This is a genomic window from Streptomyces sp. NPDC002536 (genome assembly GCF_053594995.1).
In genome coordinates this window covers 14,875-31,111 of record NZ_JBSFWU010000005.1, presented here as the reverse complement: position 1 = coordinate 31,111, position 16,237 = coordinate 14,875, and the positions used below count along the sequence as shown (strand labels likewise).

Sequence of the window (16,237 nt, the reverse complement as noted above, 5' to 3'; positions counted from 1 at the left end):
CTTCGCCAGAAGCCGACGCGCTTGCATACAGTGACAGGACTGTTCATCACGCGCGCCGCCGCGAGGCACCGCGGGATTTTCGAGCAATCGAAGGGACGTACATGCCCATGGGTCACACGGCCACGCAACAGGCCGGCTCCGGCGGCCTGAAAGCGACCGAGCACCGCCTGGCCAACGGCCTGCGGGTGGTGCTCTCCGAGGATCATCTGACCCCGGTCGCCGCCGTCTGCCTCTGGTACGACGTCGGCTCGCGCCACGAGGTCAAGGGCCGCACCGGCCTCGCCCACCTCTTCGAACACCTCATGTTCCAGGGCTCCGCCCAGGTCGAGGGCAACGGCCACTTCGAGCTGGTGCAGAACGCGGGCGGCTCGCTCAACGGCACCACCAGCTTCGAGCGCACCAACTACTTCGAGACCATGCCCACCCACCAGGTGGAGCTGGCCCTGTGGCTGGAGGCCGACCGGATGGGCTCGCTGCTGGCCGCCCTGGACGACGAGTCCATGGAGAACCAGCGCGACGTCGTCAAGAACGAGCGCCGCCAGCGCTACGACAACGTGCCCTACGGCACGGCATTCGAGAAGCTGACGGCCCTGGCCTACCCCGAGGGCCACCCCTACCACCACGTGCCCATCGGCTCCATGGCCGACCTGGACGCCGCCTCCCTGGAGGACGCGCGCGCGTTCTTCCGCACGTACTACGCGCCCGGCAACGCCGTGCTGTCGGTCGTCGGCGACATCGACCCGGAGCAGACGCTCGCCTGGATCGAGAAGTACTTCGGCTCCATCCCCGCGCACGACAGCAAGCAGCCCCCGCGCGACGGCAGCCTGCCCGACACCATCGGCGAGGAGCTGCGCCAGGTGGTGGAGGAGGAGGTCCCGGCCCGCGCGCTGATGGCCGCCTACCGCCTGCCGCACGACGGCACGCGCGAGTGCGACGCCGCCGACCTGGCGCTGACCATCCTGGGCGGCGGCGAGTCCTCCCGCCTGCACAACCGCCTGGTGCGCCACGACCGCTCGGCCGTCGCCGCCGGCTTCGGCATCCTGCGGCTGGCCGGTGCCCCCTCGCTCGGCTGGCTGGACGTCAAGGCCTCCGGTGGCTTCGAGGTGCCCGCGATCGAGGCGGCCGTCGACGAGGAGCTCGCCCGCTTCGCCCTGGAGGGGCCGACCCCGGAGGAGATGGAGCGCGCGCAGGCCCAGCTGGAGCGCGAGTGGCTGGACCGGCTGGCCACCGTCAGCGGCCGGGCCGACGAACTGTGCCGCTTCGCCGTGCTGTTCGGTGACCCGCAGCTCGCCCTGACCGCCGTGCAGCGTGTCCTGGAGATCACCCCCGAGGAGGTGCAGGCGGTCGCCAAGGCCCGGCTGCACCCGCAGAACCGCGCCGTGCTCGTCTACGAGCCCACCGGCCAGGCCGACGGCGACGCCGACGAGAACGCAGACGCACCCGCAACCGAAAGCGAGACGGACCGGTGAGCGACACCGCAGCCGCGAACGGCACGGACACCGCAGCACCCACGATGCAGTTCCACCCGCAGCCCGCGCCGGGCACGGCGACCCCCTGGGCCTTCCCCGCCCCCGAGCGCGAGGCGCTGCCCAACGGCCTGACCGTGCTGCGCTGCCACCGCCCGGGCCAGCAGGTCGTCGCCGTCGAGGTGAACCTGGACGCGCCCCTGGACGCCGAGCCCGAGGGCCTCGACGGCGTGGCCACGATCATGGCCCGGGCCTTCTCCGAGGGCACCGACAAGCTCAGCGCCGAGGACTTCACGGCCGAACTGGAGCGCTGCGGCGCCACCTTGGACTCGCACGCCGACCACCCCGGCGTCCGGCTCTCCCTGGAGGTCCCCGCCTCCCGGCTGGCCAAGGCCCTCGGCCTGCTCGCCGACGCCCTGCGCGCCCCGGCCTTCCCCGACGACGAGGTCGAGCGGCTCGTGGGCAACCGCCTGGACGAGATCCCGCACGAGCTGGCCAACCCCGCCCGCCGGGCCGCCATGGCGCTCTCCGCGGAGCTCTTCCCGGCCGGCTCCCGGATGTCCCGTCCCCGCCAGGGCACCCAGGAGACCGTCGAGCGCATCGACGCCGCCGCCGTGCGCGCCTTCTACGAGGCCCACGTGCGCCCGGCCGCCGCCACCGTCGTCGTCGTCGGCGACTTCACCGGCGTCGACCTCGACCAGGCCCTCGCCGACACCCTCGGCGCCTGGACCGGCTCCGCCGCCGAGCCCCGGCCCGTGCCGCCGGTCGCCGGGGACGACACCGGCCGCGTGGTGATCGTGGACCGCCCCGGCGCCGTCCAGACCCAGCTGCTCATCGGCCGCACCGGCCCGGACCGGCACGACCGCGTCTGGCCGGCCCAGGTGCTCGGCACCTACTGCCTCGGCGGCACCCTCACCTCCCGCCTGGACCGGGTGCTGCGCGAGGAGAAGGGTTACACCTACGGCGTGCGCGCGTTCGGCCAGGTCCTGCGCTCCGGGCCGGACGGGACGGGCGCCGCCATGCTGGCCATCAGCGGCTCGGTGGACACCCCCAACACCGGCCCCGCGCTGGAGGACCTCTGGACGGTGCTGCGCACCCTCGCGGCGGAGGGCCTGACGGAGGCCGAGCGGGACGCGGCCGTGCAGAACCTCGTCGGCGTCGCACCGCTGAAGTTCGAGACGGCCGCCGCCGTCGCGGGCACGCTGGCGGACCAGGTCGAGCAGCACCTGGCGGACGACTTCCAGGCGCGGCTGTACGAACGCCTCGCGGACACCGGCACGGTGGAGGCCACGGCGGCCGTCGTGAGCGCCTTCCCGGCCGACCGTCTGGTGACCGTCCTCGTCGGCGACGCGGCACAGATCGAGGAGCCGGTCCGGGCCCTGGGCATCGGCGAGGTCACCGTGATCCCTGCCTGACGGACCGTCAGAAACAGGCGCAGTGAGGGAGGCGCGCGGGTCCGCACGGGCCTGCGCGCCTCCCTTATGTCCAATTTCGGGCAGAGGTTGCATGTTGACGGTGTGGCGTACGTCATAAAACCCGGCTTCTGTTTGCCGTTCGAATCTGACGGCGATTAGCGTCGGGGCGGCAGTCCGTCAGACCGGAACCGCAACCGCGGCTCCCGGACCGCCATCGCCGAGTCCCCGTACGGCGCGAGCCAGGGGAGCCGGGGAACCACCGTTCCCTTGGGGTGAATCGGGTCCCTCTCGCGAGGGAGCCGTAGGAGACCTTCCTGCTCCGAACCCGTCAGCTAACCCGGTAGGCGAGAAGGAAGGAAAGGAAAAAGCCTCAGCATGGCGTTCACCCGTCCCACCGGGAAGCACCGCCGTCCGAGCCGCGCCGTCCGTTCCGGCGCCAACGTCGCCGGCATAGCCACCCTCACCATGGGCGGTGTGGTCGCGGGCTTCGCCGCCCCGGCGATCGCCGCCGCGGACGAGGCGCACCGCACCGAGGACACCGGCCTCACCCAGGCCATCGTGATGAGCGACGCCATCTCCGGCAACGTCGACGCCCAGGCCCAGACGCAGCGCAGCGCGGCCGACGAGGCCAGCGTCCGGCAGCAGGCCGAGAAGGACGCCAAGCAGCGGGCCTCCGAGGCCAAGAAGCGCGCGGACGAGGCCCAGCGCAAGGCGGACGCCGAGCGCGCCGAGAAGGAGCGCGCGGCCCGCGAGGAGGAGCGCAAGCGCCTCAACCTCTTCGTGATCCCGATCGACGGCTCCTACGTCTCCACCCCGTACAAGGCCTCCAGCGGCCTGTGGTCCTCCGGCAGCCACACCGGCGTCGACTTCCATGCGGAGTCGGGCACTTCGGTGCACGCCGTGGGCGCGGGCACCATCGTCGAGGCGGGCTGGGGCGGCGCCTACGGCAACAACATCGTCATCAAGATGAACGACGGCACGTACACCCAGTACGGTCACCTGTCGTCCATCGGCGTCTCCGTCGGCGACACGGTCACCGTCGGCCAGCAGATCGGCCTCTCCGGCGCCACCGGCAACGTCACCGGACCGCACCTGCACTTCGAGGCCCGTACGGCCCCGACCTACGGCTCGGACATCGACCCGGTCGCCTACCTGCGCTCCCACGGCGTCAGCCTGTAACGGCCCGCTCCGCAGACTTTCGGGACCCCGGCTCCGGCTGGGGTCCTTTGCGTCGGCGCGCAGCCCGGCTGGCCAAAACATGTCCATGGCTGCAGCGGCGCCATCGGAAACCGGATGCGATTGCCATAGAGTCGCCGGACATGAACGGAGACGGCGGAGAGACGCGCGAGGGCGGCCGTATTTCCACGCACGCGGTCTGCACCGCGATCCGCGACGACATCGTCTCCGGCACCTTTCCGCCCGGCAGTCGGCTCATCGAGGAACTCCTCGCCCGCCGTTACGGCGTCTCCCGGGTCCCCGTGCGCGAGGCTCTGCGCACGCTGGCCTCCGAAGGCTTCGTGACCACCCGCCGGCACGCCGGGGCGTGCGTGGCCGAGCCGACCGCCCAGGAGGCCGCCGACCTGCTCGAAGTACGGGCCCTGCTGGAGCCGTTGGGCGCCGCGCGGGCCGCACAGCGCCGCACGGAGGCGCATCTGAAGGTGCTGCGCGGCCTCGTGCGCCTCGGGCAGGAGCGGGCGCGCGCCGGGCGCACGGACGAACTGCGGCCGCTGGCCGACTGGTTCGACGAGACCCTCGCCCAGGCCTCCTGCAGCCTCAGCCTCACCACGCTGCTGACCCAGCTGCGCCGCAAGATCGCCTGGGTGTACGCGGCCGAGCCGCCGGCGCGCCCGGTGGAGACCTGGGAGGCCTACGGGGCCTTGGTGGACGCCGTCGCCCGCGGCGACGCGGAACGGGCGCGGGCGCTGGCCGCCGCCCGTACGGACCGGGCGCCGGGCGCCTACCGGCTGCGGCGGCCGGTGCTGCAGGCCGTGCCGGGCGCGAAACCGTCCGCAAGCACGGCGGGCGCACGCGCCTAGGGCCTGCCCGGCGGATCTTCGCCCGTGGGTGCGGTGCGCCCCGTCAGGGGCGCGGGGAACTGCGCGACAAGCCACCGACGGCCTGCAGCCGACGCATTGCCCCTGGGGTCCGGGGCGAAGCCCCGAGTACCTCGACTGTGGGCGCGTCGTGGCTGATCGCGCAGTTCCCCGCGCCCCTGACGGGGCGCTGCGGTGCCGCGCGACGAAGATCCGCCGGACAGGCCCTAGGGCCTGCCCGGCGGATCGTGCAGCGCCCCAAAGGGGCGCAGACCCTAGGCGACAGTGGGGCCGCGGCCGCCTCGGTCGGCGGCCGCGGCCCCACTGCAGGGAAACCGGTGGATCAGACGGTCTCGGGGAGCTCCTCGAGCCCCTCGGCGACCAGCTTGGCCAGACGGTCGAGCGCGGCCTCGGCACCGTCCGCCTCGGAGGACAGGACGAGCTCCTCGCCACCCTGGGCGCCCAGGCCCAGCACGGCCAGCATCGAGGCGGCGTTGACGGGGCTGCCGTCCGCCTTGGCGACGGTCACGGGGACGCCGGCGGCGGTCGCCGCACGGACGAAGATCGACGCCGGGCGGGCGTGCAGGCCCTCGGCCCAGCCGACGTTTACGCGGCGCTCAACCATGGTGTTGCCCTTCGAGTCGTGAGCGGTTGTCTAGACCAGTGTCGCACGCGCCGTGCGGTGCTCGGTCGCACCCGTCGCGCTGGTCGCGTTGGCCGTGCTGTCAGGGCCTCGCCGTACTCTGGCCCCATGCAGACGCCGTCCGAGCACGCGTACCCGACGCACTGGGAAGCCGATGTCGTGCTGCGCGACGGCGGCACCGCGCAGATCCGCCCCATCACCGCCGACGATGCGCAGCGCCTGGTCAGCTTCTACGAACAGGTCTCGGACGAGTCCAAGTACTACCGCTTCTTCGCCCCCTACCCCCGGCTCTCCGACCGGGACGTGCACCGCTTCACCCACCACGACTACGTGAACCGGGTCGGCCTCGCCGCCACCGTCCACGGCGACTTCATCGCCACCGTGCGCTACGACCGCGTGCCCGCGTCGGGCGCCACCGACGAGGCCGAGGTCGCCTTCCTCGTGCAGGACGCCCACCAGGGCCGCGGCGTCGCCTCCGCCCTCCTGGAGCACATCGCGGCCGTCGCGCGCGAGCGCGGCATCCGGCGCTTCACGGCCGAGGTGCTGCCGGCCAACACGAAGATGATCAAGGTCTTCACCGATGCGGGCTACACCCAGAAGCGCAGCTTCGAGGACGGCGTCGTGCGCCTCGAGCTCGACCTGGAGCCCACCGACCGCTCCCTGGCCGTCCAGCGCGCCCGCGAGCAGCGCGCCGAGGCCCGCTCCGTCCAGCGCCTTCTCGCCCCCGGCTCCGTCGCCGTCGTCGGCACCGGCCGCGAGCCCGGCGGCATGGGCCGCACCGTCCTGCGCAACCTGCTCGCGGGCGGCTTCACCGGGCGTACGTACGCGGTCAACCACGCCTTCCCCGAAGGGCTTTCGAGGCTGGAGCCCGAGGGTGTCCCCGCCCACCGGTCGGTGCGCGCCATCGAGGAGCCGGTCGACCTGGCGGTCGTGGCCGTGCCCGCGGAGCAGGTGCCGTCCGTCGTGGCCGACTGCGGGGAGCACGGGGTGCAGGGCCTCGTCGTCCTCTCCGCCGGGTACGCAGAGAGCGGCCCCGAGGGCCGCGAGCGCCAGCGCGAGCTCGTCCGGCAGGCCCGCTCGTACGGGATGCGGATCGTCGGGCCCAACGCCCTCGGTCTGATCAACACCGCCGGGGGCGTCCGGCTCAACGCCTCCCTCTCGCCCGAACTCCCCGCCGCCGGGCGGCTGGGGCTCTTCAGCCAGTCCGGCGCCATCGGCATCGCCCTGCTGGGCGGGCTGCACCGGCGCGCCGCCGGTCTGGTCGGCATCTCCACCTTCGTCTCCGCCGGCAACCGTGCGGACGTCTCCGGCAACGACTTCCTCCAGTACTGGCACGACGACCCGGAGACGGACGTCGTCCTGATGTACCTGGAATCCATCGGCAACCCCCGCAAGTTCACCCGCCTGGCCCGGCGCACCGCCGCCCGCAAGCCGGTCGTGGTCGTCAAGGGCGCCCGGCACGGCGCCGCCGCCCCCGCCGGGCACACGGTGCCCACCACCCGCATCCCCGACGCCACCGTCTCCGACCTGTTGCGGCAGGCGGGCGTCATCCGCGTAGACACCGTCACGGAGCTGGCCGACGCCGGGCTGCTGCTCGCCTCCCAGCCCCTCCCGGAGGGTCCGCGCGTGGCGATCCTGGGCAACTCCGAGTCCCTCGCGCTCCTCACCTACGACTCCTGCCTCACCGAGGGCCTGCGGCCGCTGCCCCCGCACGACCTGACCACCGCCGCCACGCCGGAGGACTTCCGCACGGCCCTGGCCGAGGCCCTGGAGGACCCGTCCTGCGACGCGGTCGTCGTCACCGCCATCCCCTGGGTCGGCGACACCTCCGCCGAGGACCTGGCGTCCGCCGTCCGCGAGGCGGCGACCGCGGCTGCGGCCGCGAAGCCGGTGGCGGTCGTCCACCTGGAGATCCCGGGCCTGGCCGAGGCGCTGGCGGCTCCGCCGGACCGCCTTGCGGCGGAGCCGGGTGCGGCTGCGCCGCAGGCGGGGGGTGCGCCGGGTGCCCCGGCTCGCCCTGCGGCGGAGCAGGGGCGTGGCCCGCTGCCGGAGGACGTCGCACCGGCTGCGCCGGACCGTCTTGCGGCAGAGCCGGCGTCGACGGGCCGTGGATTGCAGACGGAGGAGTGTGCGTCGGGTGCGGGGGGCGGGCCTGCGGCCGAGTCGGCCTCGCTGGGCCGGGACGCGCCGCAGACGCGGGATGCCGCGGCTCGCCGTGCGGCGGAGCCGGGGGCGTCGGGGCGGGAAGTACCGCAGTCGTCGGGTGCCGCGTGGGCGGCCGTTGCGTCTCCCGGCGCACAGGCCGGAGTTGTGCCTGCGGCGCCGGGACGGCCGATGCCGGGGGCGTCGCCCGAGGCCGCGCCCGGGGCGAGGCGGCCGGAGTCCGGCGCATCGGCCGGGGCCATGCCGCCCGGGTCGGGCCGGTCCGATGCGCCGGGTGGCGCCGTGCCTGCTGCGTCGGGGCGCCCGGCGTCCGGCGCATCGGCCGGGACACCGGGGCGGGGCGAGGAGGGCGGAGCGCCGACCGGGTGGGCGGCGTCCGGCGGTGGTGTGCCGCGTTCCCCCGGCGGCGACCGGTCCGCCCCCGGCACCGCCGGCCCGGCGCAGGCCGTCCGTGCGGACCGGTCCGCACGGATACCGGCCTATCCCGCCGCCGAGCGTGCCGTCCGGGCCCTCGCGGAGGCGGCGCGGTACGCGTGGTGGCGGCGGCAGGCCGCCGAGCCGGGGCGGGTGCCGGAGTTCGAGGACGTCGACGAGGCGGGGGCCGCCGCCGACATCGAGGTGCTGCTCGAAGCCCACGGGGCCGGCGCGGAGCGGGCCGTCACCCTGTCCGCCGCCGACACCCAGCGCCTCCTGGCGCGCTACGGCATCGCCGTGCTGCCCGCCGTGCCCGCGCCGGACCCGGAGACCGCGGTCCGCGCCGCGCAGCGCCTCGGCTTCCCCGTCGTCCTCAAGCCGACCGCCCCGCATCTGCGGCACCGCGCCGACCTCGGCGGCGTCCGGCTCGGCCTGGGCAGCGAAGCGGAACTGCGCCGCGCCTACGGCGAGTTGACCGGGCTGTTCGGCCCGGGCGAGGAGTCCCGGCTGGTCGTGCAGGCGATGGCCCAGCGCGGCGTCGACACCGTGGTCCGGGCCGCCATCGACCCCGCCGCCGGTGCCGTGCTCTCCTTCGGCCTGGCCGGAGCGCCGTCCCTGCTGCTCGGGGACACCGCCCACCGGCTGGTCCCCGCCACCGACCGGGACGCCGCCGAGATCGTCCGCTCCATCCGCACCGCCCCGCTGCTCTTCGGCTGGCGCGGCGCCGCCCCGGTGGACACGGCGGCCCTGGAGGAGTTGCTGCTGCGCGTCTCGCGCCTGGTCGACGACCACCCCGAGGTCGTCGGTGCGGACCTGGAGCCCGTGATCGTCGCGCCGCGCGGGGTGCACGTTCTCGGCGCCTCCCTCCGGCTCGCCCGGCCGCCCGCCCGGACGGACCTGGGCCCGCGCAGTCTGCCGCACTACTGACGCCCGTCGACGGCAAGGGCCCGGCGGCCGGGCCCCGTACGCCCCGTAGGATGGGCGTATGGCGAAGACCGGTACGACGACCCAGGGGCTGCGCGCAGCCATTGAGCGCAGCGGCTACTACCCGGCCCTCGTGGCCGAGGCGGTGGAGGCCGCCGTGGGCGGGGAGCCGGTCGTGTCGTACCTGGTCCACCAGGAGACGACCTTCGACGCCAACGAGGTCCGCCGCCATGTGACGGTCCTGGTCCTCACGGGCACCCGTTTCATCGTCAGCCACACCGACGAGCAGGCCGCCGACAACACCTCCCCCTCGCCGTACGCCACCACGTCCACGGAGTCCGTCAAGCTCGACCGGATCTCCTCGGTCGTGGTCAGCCGCGTCGTCGCCAACCCCGAGTCCTACACCCCGGGCATGCTGCCCCGCGAGGTCGTCCTGACCATCGGCTGGGGCGCGGTCTCCCGGATCGACCTGGAGCCCGCCGCCTGCGGCGACCCCAACTGCGACGCCGACCACGGCTACACCGGCTCGTCCACCGCCGACGACCTGAGCCTGCGGGTCAGCGAGGCGGGCGACGGCCCGGACAGCGTCCGCCAGACGCTCACCTTCGCCCAGGCCCTGTCCGAGGCGACCGTGGTGACCGCCCGCTGATGCATCAGCCGACCACCGCGGGCTCCGGCTGGCACGAGCCGGTCCCGCTCGACCCCCGCACCGCCCCGCTGCCGCGCTACGGCACGGGCGCGCTCGCGGACCTGCTGCCGGCCGTCGCCTCCGGCATGGGCGTGCCCGGGCTCACGACGGGCCTGGAGCTGGCGCCCGCCGACCGGGTCTGCGTCTTCCTGATCGACGGCCTGGGCTGGGAGCTGCTGCGCGCGCACCCGGCCGAGGCGCCGTTCCTGCACTCGCTGATGGCGAGTTCGATGAACGGCACCGGTGCGCCGATGACCGCCGGCTTCCCCTCCACCACGGCCACCTCGCTCGCCTCGGTGGGCACGGGCCTGCCGCCCGGCGCCCACGGCCTGGCGGGGTACACGGTCGCCGACCCGGGCACCGGGCAGCTGATGAACCAGCTGCGCTGGCGGCCCTGGACCGACCCGCACGTCTGGCAGCCCTACCCCACGGTCTTCCAGCTCGCCGACGCGGCCGGGGTCGCCACCTGCCAGGTCTCCGCACCGGACTTCCAGCACACCCCGCTGACGAAGATCGCGCTGAGTGGGGGCACCTTCCACGGCCGCCTCTCCGGCGAGGAGCGGATGGACTTCGCCGCCGACCGGCTGGCGGCCGCCGACCGCGCGCTCGTCTACACCTACTACAGCGAGGTCGACGGCAAGGGCCACCGCTTCGGCGTCGACTCCGACGAGTGGCGCGGCCAGCTGATGTACGTCGACCTGCTCGCCCGGCGGCTGGCCGAACAGCTGCCGCCCCGCTCGGCGCTCTACGTCACCGCCGACCACGGCATGATCGACATCCCGTTCGACCCCGAGTCGCGCATCGACTACGACGAGGACTGGGAGCTGCGCGCCGGCGTCGCCCTGCTGGGCGGCGAGGCCCGGGCCCGGCACGTCTACGCGGTGCCCGGCGCGGCGGCGGACGTGCTGGCCGTGTGGCGCGAGGTTCTCGGCGAGCAGATGTGGGTCGCCGGGCGCGACGAGGCCATCGAGGCCGGGTGGTTCGGACCGCCGGGCACAGGCGTCGACGACCGGGTGTACGCCCGCATCGGCGACGTGGTCGCCGCCGCGCGCGACGACGTCGCGGTGGTCGCCACGGAGACCGAGCCCAACGAGTCCGCGATGGTCGGGCTGCACGGCTCGATGACGCCCGTCGAGCAGCTCGTACCGCTGCTCGAAGTGCGCTCCTGACGGCGCGCAGGACCGTTCCCCACACCCTCAGCACCCCCCCATGCAAGTCCCCACGACCGAAAGGCAGTCGGCCTTCCCATGCCCGAGCTGGTGTTCTTCTCCGGAACCATGGACTGCGGAAAGAGCACCCTCGCTCTGCAGATCGAGCACAACCGCTCGGCCCGCGGCCTGCAGGGCCTGATCTTCACCCGCAACGACCGCGCGGGCGAGGGGAAGCTGTCCTCCCGGCTCGGCCTCGTCACCGACTCCGTGGAGGCGGGCGAGGGGTTCGACTTCTACGCGCACGTCGTCGCCCGGCTGTCCGCGGGCGGCCGGGCCGACTACGTCATCGCCGACGAGGCGCAGTTCCTCGACCCCGAGCAGATCGACCAACTGGCCAGGATCGTCGACGACCTCGAACTCGACGTCTTCGCCTTCGGTATCACCACCGACTTCCGCACCCGGCTCTTCCCGGGCTCCCGGCGCCTGGTCGAACTCGCCGACCGGATCGAGGTCCTCCAGGTCGAGGCCCTGTGCTGGTGCGGGGCGCGGGCCACCCACAACGCCCGTACGGTCGGCGGGCAGATGGTGGTGGAGGGCGCGCAGGTCGTCGTCGGCGACGTCAACCAGCCGCAGACCGAGGTCGGTTACGAGGTGCTGTGCCGGCGCCACCACCGCCGCCGGATGACGGCGGCCGCGGCCCATGCCGCCGCCCTCTCGCCCGACGTGCTGCCGGTGGACCCCGACGGGCCGTCCGCCTGACGGTCCGCACGGTCAGCGGCCGGACTGCAGAAGGGTGAAGACCGCGCCTTCGAGGTCCTCGACCGTGGCCTGTCGTCCCGCGGGGCCCCGGTGCGGGGCCTCGTCGATCCGTCCGCCCAGCTCCACGACCCGGCGGGCGGCGGCGTCGACGTCCGTCACCTCGAAGTACGTCATCCACAGCGGCATCCGCAGCTCCGGGCCCGCACTGCGGATCGCCGCGACCGGGCGGCCCTCCAGGTGCAGGGTGAGCGTGTCGGACTCCAGGCCCCCCGAGGCCTTGGTCTCGTAGCCGAACAGGGACTGGTAGAACTTGACCACGCTGGTGCCCTGATGGGTCACCAGTTCGTGCCAGACCGGGACGCCCGGCGTGCCCGCGGGGCCCTGGCCCACCAGGTCCTGGCCCTGCCAGACGCCGAAGAGCGCACCGGCCGGATCGGACGCCAGTACCAGCCGCCCGGCGTCGTCCGCCGCCAGCGGGCCCACGCCGACCGTGCCGCCGCAGCAGCGGATCCACTCCGCGGCGGCGTCCGCATCGTCGCTCGCCAGATAGGTGGTCCACGCGATGCGGAGTTGACGGTCCGGCGGCAGCTCGCCGATGCCGGCCACGTCGCGTCCGTCGATCGTGGCACGTACGTACGGGCCCAGTTGACGCGGACCCGGGTTGTAGTAGTCCCAGCCGAACAGGCCGCTGTAGAAGTCCTTGGTGGCCTCCAGGTCGTGCACCAGGAGGCTGGTCCAGCACGGCGTGCCCGGTGCGTGCCGCGTCTCCTCCTCGTGGCTCTCGGAGAATCCCCATACCTCGGTCATCGTCACTCTCTCCTCGGCCATTCGCGGCGGCAGCGCGACCACGGCGATCCGCGGCGCGCGGGGGTGGTACGGGACGGTGCCCGACCAGATGCTTGCACCACCCGTCGCGGCGCGCTCCCCGGCCGCGCCGAAAGTCACGGGTTCGCGCAGGAGAATGCCCGAAATCGCGTTTCGCTTCCGTTTCCGCGGCATTGCCGTCCAGTATCTGTCCGTCAGGTGCCCTCTCGCCAGGGGGCCATGGGACGTAGAGCCCTCCGGTCCGTCTGCGCCAGGATGGTGGCCATGGATGCGATCATCACGGCAAACCGGTGGGCGGGCGAGGCGGCGGGGGAGCGGCCGCCGACGCTCCTGGACGTCCGCTGGGAAATGACCCTCACGAAAGCGGGCGGCCCGTCGGCGGGGCCGACGGGCCGGGCCGCGTACGAGGCCGGGCACCTGCCCGGCGCGGTCTTCGTGGACCTGGACGCCGAGCTGGCCGGCCCTCCGGGGCCGCAGGGCCGTCACCCGCTCCCGGACCTCGCGGTGTTCGGGGCGGCCATGCGGCGGGCCGGCGTCTCCGCGGACCGGCCGGTGGTCGTGTACGACGGCGGCCAGGGGTGGGCCGCGGCGCGCGCCTGGTGGCTGTTGCGCTGGGCGGGGCACCCGGACGTCCGCGTCCTGGACGGCGGCGTCGTGGCGTGGACCGCGGCCGGTGGCGCGCTGACCACCGGGGTTCCGGCGGTGCCGGAGGGCGACTTCGCGCCCCGGCCCGGGGCGCTGCCCGTGCTCGACGCGGACGGCGCGGCGGCGCTGGCGCGCCGGGGCGTGCTGCTGGACGCGCGGGCGGGGGAGCGGTACCGGGGCGAGGCGGAGCCGGTCGATCCGGTCGCCGGGCACATCCCCGGGGCGGTCTCGGCCCCGACGACGGAGAACGTGGCCGCGGACGGGCGCCTGCGCCCCGCGGCGGAACTCGCCGCCCGCTTCGCCGCCCTGGGCGCCGGCCCGGACGCCGAGGTCGGCGTCTACTGCGGCTCGGGCGTCTCGGCCGCCCACGAGCTCCTGGCCCTGACCGTGGCCGGGGTACCGGCGGCGCTGTACGTGGGCTCCTGGAGCGAGTGGTCGGCCGCGGGGCGGCCGGTCTCCACGGGGGCCGAGCGGGGCTGAGGGCTTCACGCCCCGTAAGGGGCGCGGGGAACTGCGCGACAAGCCACCGACGGCCCGCAGTCGGCGCACTGCCCCGGAGTCCGGGGCGAAGCCCCGGGGCAACATGTCATCTGCGGGTGCGTCGTGGCTGGTCGCGCAGTTCCTCGCGCCCCTTACGGGGCGCGACCCGACCGGAGGTCACTCCGGTTTCTTGCGCCGTGTGCCGAACACGATCTCGTCCCAGCTCGGCACCGCCGCCCGGCGCCCGGGGCGGACGCCGTCCGCCTCGGCCTGGCGGTCCGTGGTGCCGACGAGACGGTCCCGGTGCCCGGCGACGGAGCGCGGCATGAGCACGTCCGCATAGGCGGACCCCGCACTGGCCGCCGGGGCCGGCGGCTCCGCGGCCTCCGGCTCGTCCGCCGGCGACTCGGGCGCGGTGGACGGGGTCTCCGGCACGATCATGTCGCCCCGGAAGCTGGGCACCGCTTCGAGCAGGCTCGTCAGGGAGTCCCGCTCCTTCTCCGGCGGCTCCTCCGAGGAGGAGTCCGCACCGGAATCCGGGGCGGCGGAGGCCGGCTGGCGGTCGCGGTCCAGCGGCCGGTCCCGCGGCAGCCGCGCGATGCGCGGCACGAAGGGGAAGCTCGGCTCGGGGGTGTCCTCGGCCTCGCCGATGAGCGCCCGTGCCTCGTCGTCCAGCGCCTGAACGATCCGGCGCGGCGGGTCGTACGTCCAGCTCGCCGCGCGCGGCTCGCCGGAGGCGCGGTAGACGAGGAGCACCTCCCAGGTGCCGTCGTCGCGCCGCCAGGAGTCCCACTGCGCGCTGTCCTTGTCGGCGCCGCGCACGATCAGCCGCTCGGCGACCGTCTCGCCCAGCTGCGGCCCGGTGCTCTCGCCGGGGCGGCGGACGGGCGTCTTGCGGGCCCGCTCCGCCATGAAGGCGCGTTCGGCGAGCACGGGGCCCTCGAAGCGCCGGACCCGCTCCACGGGGATGCCGGCGTGCTGGGCGACCTCCTCAGCCGACGCACCGGCCCGGATGCGGGCCTGGATGTCGCGGGGCCGGAGATGGCTCTCCACCTCGATCTCGATCTGGCCCAGCCGTGCACGGTCGTTCCGCACGGCGGCGCGCAGCCGCTCGTCGATGGGAAGCGTGTACTCCGTGCTGTCCGCAGCCTTGAGCACCAGACGTGTGCCGTCGTTGGAGACTGCCACGACACGCAGTTCGGGCATGGGGACCTCCCGGGTGGTGCCTGCCGACGTCACCTGCGTCGCTGCTTCCGCTAGTCGAGTGTGGCCTGCCCGGGTAGCAGCCTGCCACAACATTGCCGAGTTGACGGGGCGAGAGCCGCCCGGGCCCCCTCCCGTTGGGTCCGGGCAGCCGGACGGGATATTGGGGCCAGGGCTCGTCACAGTACTCCATTCGGGCCACTGGGCGTGGATCGGCGCGCCAGCGAAGTTCACGTGCCTCAAGGGAGTTGAGTGCGCGCCTCGGACCGTAGGACGTCGTCGCAGGTGGCGAGGTTCACACAATCGCCCGATTCGGAACTGTTCGTTACTCTCGAATGTCCCTTCTAGCTGCAAGACGGCACGAAAGGACCGACAGAGGCGGGAGATGGACGACAAAGCCGAAACTGAGGCAAAAGCCAAGGGCAGGCGGCTGGACCTGAGCGTTGCGCAGGTGGCCGGTAGTGCCCTTGCGGCGGTCGTCGCCGCCATGCTCGCGGGCAAGCTCGGCGTGTATGGCACGGTGATCGGCGCCGGTGTCGTCAGCGTGGTCGCCACCACGGGTGGAACGGTCTTCCAGCACGTGTTCAGACGTACGGGCGAGCAGGTGCGGGAGGCGACCACCCAGGCGGCCAAGCCCAAGCTGCGCCAGGTTCCCGTCGGGGAGGCCGGCCGGGCCGTGGGGCGCGGTGGGCCCGACCTCGACCGCACCCAGCTCCTCGGCCAGGTCGACGCGACGCGGGCGCTGCCCGTCGACGCGGACCGTACGCAACTGCTGCCCCAGGCGGCACATCCGGAGGACGGCCCGGCGCAGCCCGGGGCGCACGCCGGTGCGCGCCCCGGCGTGCGGGACGCGGCGTACACCGATCAGTACTCCGGGGAATACACGGACGGCACAACGCACGGCACCAGGCTGCGCGGCTGGAAGCGCACGCTGCCTGCCGCCGGTGCGATCTTCGCGCTGGCGATGGGCGCCGTGACGACCGTCGAGCTGGTCTCGGGCTCCAGCGCGGACGGCAGCAAGGACGGCACGACGGTCGGCCGGATCTTCAACCCGGGCTCGGACGGGAAGAAGCAGGACCCGGGCCCGTCGAGGTCCCCCGAGCACCGCCCGCAGGACGACACGGGCGACGGCGGCAAGGGCGGTACGACACCGTCCCCCGACGCCTCCCCGCAGGGCGGCGGTTCGGGCAAGCAGAGCCCGGGCCCGACGCCGACGCCGTCCTCCGGCGGCTCCTCGCCCTCGCCGCAGCAGCCGACCCCCGGCCCCAGCGGTTCCCAGGGCGGCGGCAAGGGCGACGACGGCAAGACCGGCGGCACGACCGGCGGCCAGGGCACCGGCGGCCAGGGCGGGGCGAGCCAGCCCCCCGCGCAGGGCGCCGCGGCCGGTGCGGCCGGCACGGGCACCGGCCCGGTCTCGTAGGGCCTGTC

At 74.4% G+C, this 16,237-nt stretch carries 13 protein-coding genes and 1 riboswitch; of the genes, 10 read left to right on the top strand and 3 right to left on the bottom strand.

Features of this window, described 5'->3' with window-relative positions; translation table 11 throughout:
* Positions 1 to 107: 107 nt before the first annotated feature.
* From ACWD4B_RS03340 to ACWD4B_RS03325, 4 genes are all read left to right on the top strand, one after another.
* Positions 108 to 1,469: a M16 family metallopeptidase gene (locus ACWD4B_RS03340; RefSeq protein WP_451419236.1), complete on the top strand. Its 1,362-nt coding sequence runs from the start codon at positions 108 to 110 to the stop codon at positions 1,467 to 1,469.
* A 44-nt stretch (positions 1,470 to 1,513) separates the two neighbouring features.
* Positions 1,514 to 2,881, top strand: a complete 1,368-nt coding sequence (locus ACWD4B_RS03335) for a M16 family metallopeptidase (protein ID WP_390778461.1) — start codon at positions 1,514 to 1,516, stop codon at positions 2,879 to 2,881.
* 205 nt (positions 2,882 to 3,086) lie between these two features.
* Positions 3,087 to 3,242, top strand: a riboswitch (cyclic di-AMP (ydaO/yuaA leader).
* A 14-nt stretch (positions 3,243 to 3,256) separates the two neighbouring features.
* Positions 3,257 to 4,060, top strand: a complete 804-nt coding sequence (locus ACWD4B_RS03330) for a M23 family metallopeptidase (RefSeq protein WP_451419175.1) — start codon at positions 3,257 to 3,259, stop codon at positions 4,058 to 4,060.
* A 140-nt stretch (positions 4,061 to 4,200) separates the two neighbouring features.
* Positions 4,201 to 4,917 carry a GntR family transcriptional regulator gene (locus ACWD4B_RS03325; RefSeq protein ID WP_451419174.1) on the top strand — a complete coding sequence of 239 codons (717 nt, stop codon included), beginning with the start codon at positions 4,201 to 4,203 and terminating at the stop codon, positions 4,915 to 4,917.
* 340 nt (positions 4,918 to 5,257) lie between these two features.
* On the opposite strand, the gene ACWD4B_RS03320 is transcribed toward ACWD4B_RS03325, so the two are convergent.
* The gene (locus ACWD4B_RS03320; protein ID WP_336412754.1) at positions 5,258 to 5,539 is read right to left on the bottom strand and encodes an HPr family phosphocarrier protein; all 282 of its coding nucleotides are present in this window, start codon (positions 5,537 to 5,539) and stop codon (positions 5,258 to 5,260) included.
* 126 nt (positions 5,540 to 5,665) lie between these two features.
* On the opposite strand from ACWD4B_RS03320, the gene ACWD4B_RS03315 reads away from it, so the two are divergent.
* The 4 genes from ACWD4B_RS03315 (at position 5,666) to ACWD4B_RS03300 (ending at position 11,656) form a co-directional block, all read left to right on the top strand.
* Entirely contained in the window at positions 5,666 to 9,061 is a 3,396-nt protein-coding gene (locus tag ACWD4B_RS03315; RefSeq protein WP_451419173.1) for a bifunctional acetate--CoA ligase family protein/GNAT family N-acetyltransferase, read from the top strand.
* A gap of 58 nt (positions 9,062 to 9,119) precedes the next feature.
* Positions 9,120 to 9,707 carry a DUF5998 family protein gene (locus tag ACWD4B_RS03310; RefSeq protein WP_451419172.1) on the top strand — a complete coding sequence of 196 codons (588 nt, stop codon included), beginning with the start codon at positions 9,120 to 9,122 and terminating at the stop codon, positions 9,705 to 9,707.
* Positions 9,707 to 10,915 (top strand): alkaline phosphatase family protein, encoded by a 1,209-nt coding sequence (locus ACWD4B_RS03305; protein WP_451419171.1) that lies wholly within the window; start codon positions 9,707 to 9,709, stop codon positions 10,913 to 10,915. The genes ACWD4B_RS03310 and ACWD4B_RS03305 overlap by 1 nt, the downstream gene beginning before the upstream one ends.
* A gap of 78 nt (positions 10,916 to 10,993) precedes the next feature.
* Positions 10,994 to 11,656, top strand: a complete 663-nt coding sequence (locus ACWD4B_RS03300) for a thymidine kinase (protein WP_451419170.1) — start codon at positions 10,994 to 10,996, stop codon at positions 11,654 to 11,656.
* A gap of 12 nt (positions 11,657 to 11,668) precedes the next feature.
* On the opposite strand, the gene ACWD4B_RS03295 is transcribed toward ACWD4B_RS03300, so the two are convergent.
* Positions 11,669 to 12,463, bottom strand: coding sequence for a VOC family protein (locus ACWD4B_RS03295; RefSeq protein WP_451419169.1), 795 nt, complete (start codon positions 12,461 to 12,463; stop codon positions 11,669 to 11,671).
* Positions 12,464 to 12,745: 282 nt separating this feature from the next.
* On the opposite strand from ACWD4B_RS03295, the gene ACWD4B_RS03290 reads away from it, so the two are divergent.
* Positions 12,746 to 13,606, top strand: a complete 861-nt coding sequence (locus tag ACWD4B_RS03290; protein ID WP_451419168.1) for a sulfurtransferase — start codon at positions 12,746 to 12,748, stop codon at positions 13,604 to 13,606.
* 177 nt (positions 13,607 to 13,783) lie between these two features.
* Here ACWD4B_RS03290 and sepH read toward each other — a convergent pair whose 3' ends face one another.
* The gene (sepH, locus tag ACWD4B_RS03285; protein WP_451419167.1) at positions 13,784 to 14,812 is read right to left on the bottom strand and encodes a septation protein SepH; all 1,029 of its coding nucleotides are present in this window, start codon (positions 14,810 to 14,812) and stop codon (positions 13,784 to 13,786) included.
* 448 nt (positions 14,813 to 15,260) lie between these two features.
* Here sepH and ACWD4B_RS03280 point away from each other — a divergent pair, with 448 nt between their 5' ends.
* On the top strand, positions 15,261 to 16,229 hold the full coding sequence (locus ACWD4B_RS03280) for a hypothetical protein (RefSeq protein ID WP_451419166.1): 969 nt from the start codon (positions 15,261 to 15,263) through the stop codon (positions 16,227 to 16,229).
* The last annotated feature ends 8 nt before the right edge of the window (positions 16,230 to 16,237 follow it).

What these genes read in the sequence shown, in the direction of transcription:
- ACWD4B_RS03340 (WP_451419236.1), top strand. Translation starts at nt 108, where the DNA reads ATGGGTCACACGGCCACGCAACAGGCCGGCTCCGGCGGCCTGAAAGCG.
- ACWD4B_RS03335 (WP_390778461.1), top strand. Translation starts at nt 1,514, where the DNA reads ATGCAGTTCCACCCGCAGCCCGCGCCGGGCACGGCGACCCCCTGGGCC.
- ACWD4B_RS03330 (WP_451419175.1), top strand. Translation starts at nt 3,257, where the DNA reads ATGGCGTTCACCCGTCCCACCGGGAAGCACCGCCGTCCGAGCCGCGCC.
- ACWD4B_RS03325 (WP_451419174.1), top strand. Translation starts at nt 4,201, where the DNA reads ATGAACGGAGACGGCGGAGAGACGCGCGAGGGCGGCCGTATTTCCACG.
- ACWD4B_RS03320 (WP_336412754.1), bottom strand. Translation starts at nt 5,539, where the DNA reads ATGGTTGAGCGCCGCGTAAACGTCGGCTGGGCCGAGGGCCTGCACGCC.
- ACWD4B_RS03315 (WP_451419173.1), top strand. Translation starts at nt 5,666, where the DNA reads ATGCAGACGCCGTCCGAGCACGCGTACCCGACGCACTGGGAAGCCGAT.
- ACWD4B_RS03310 (WP_451419172.1), top strand. Translation starts at nt 9,120, where the DNA reads ATGGCGAAGACCGGTACGACGACCCAGGGGCTGCGCGCAGCCATTGAG.
- ACWD4B_RS03305 (WP_451419171.1), top strand. Translation starts at nt 9,707, where the DNA reads ATGCATCAGCCGACCACCGCGGGCTCCGGCTGGCACGAGCCGGTCCCG.
- ACWD4B_RS03300 (WP_451419170.1), top strand. Translation starts at nt 10,994, where the DNA reads ATGCCCGAGCTGGTGTTCTTCTCCGGAACCATGGACTGCGGAAAGAGC.
- ACWD4B_RS03295 (WP_451419169.1), bottom strand. Translation starts at nt 12,463, where the DNA reads ATGACCGAGGTATGGGGATTCTCCGAGAGCCACGAGGAGGAGACGCGG.
- ACWD4B_RS03290 (WP_451419168.1), top strand. Translation starts at nt 12,746, where the DNA reads ATGGATGCGATCATCACGGCAAACCGGTGGGCGGGCGAGGCGGCGGGG.
- sepH (WP_451419167.1), bottom strand. Translation starts at nt 14,812, where the DNA reads ATGCCCGAACTGCGTGTCGTGGCAGTCTCCAACGACGGCACACGTCTG.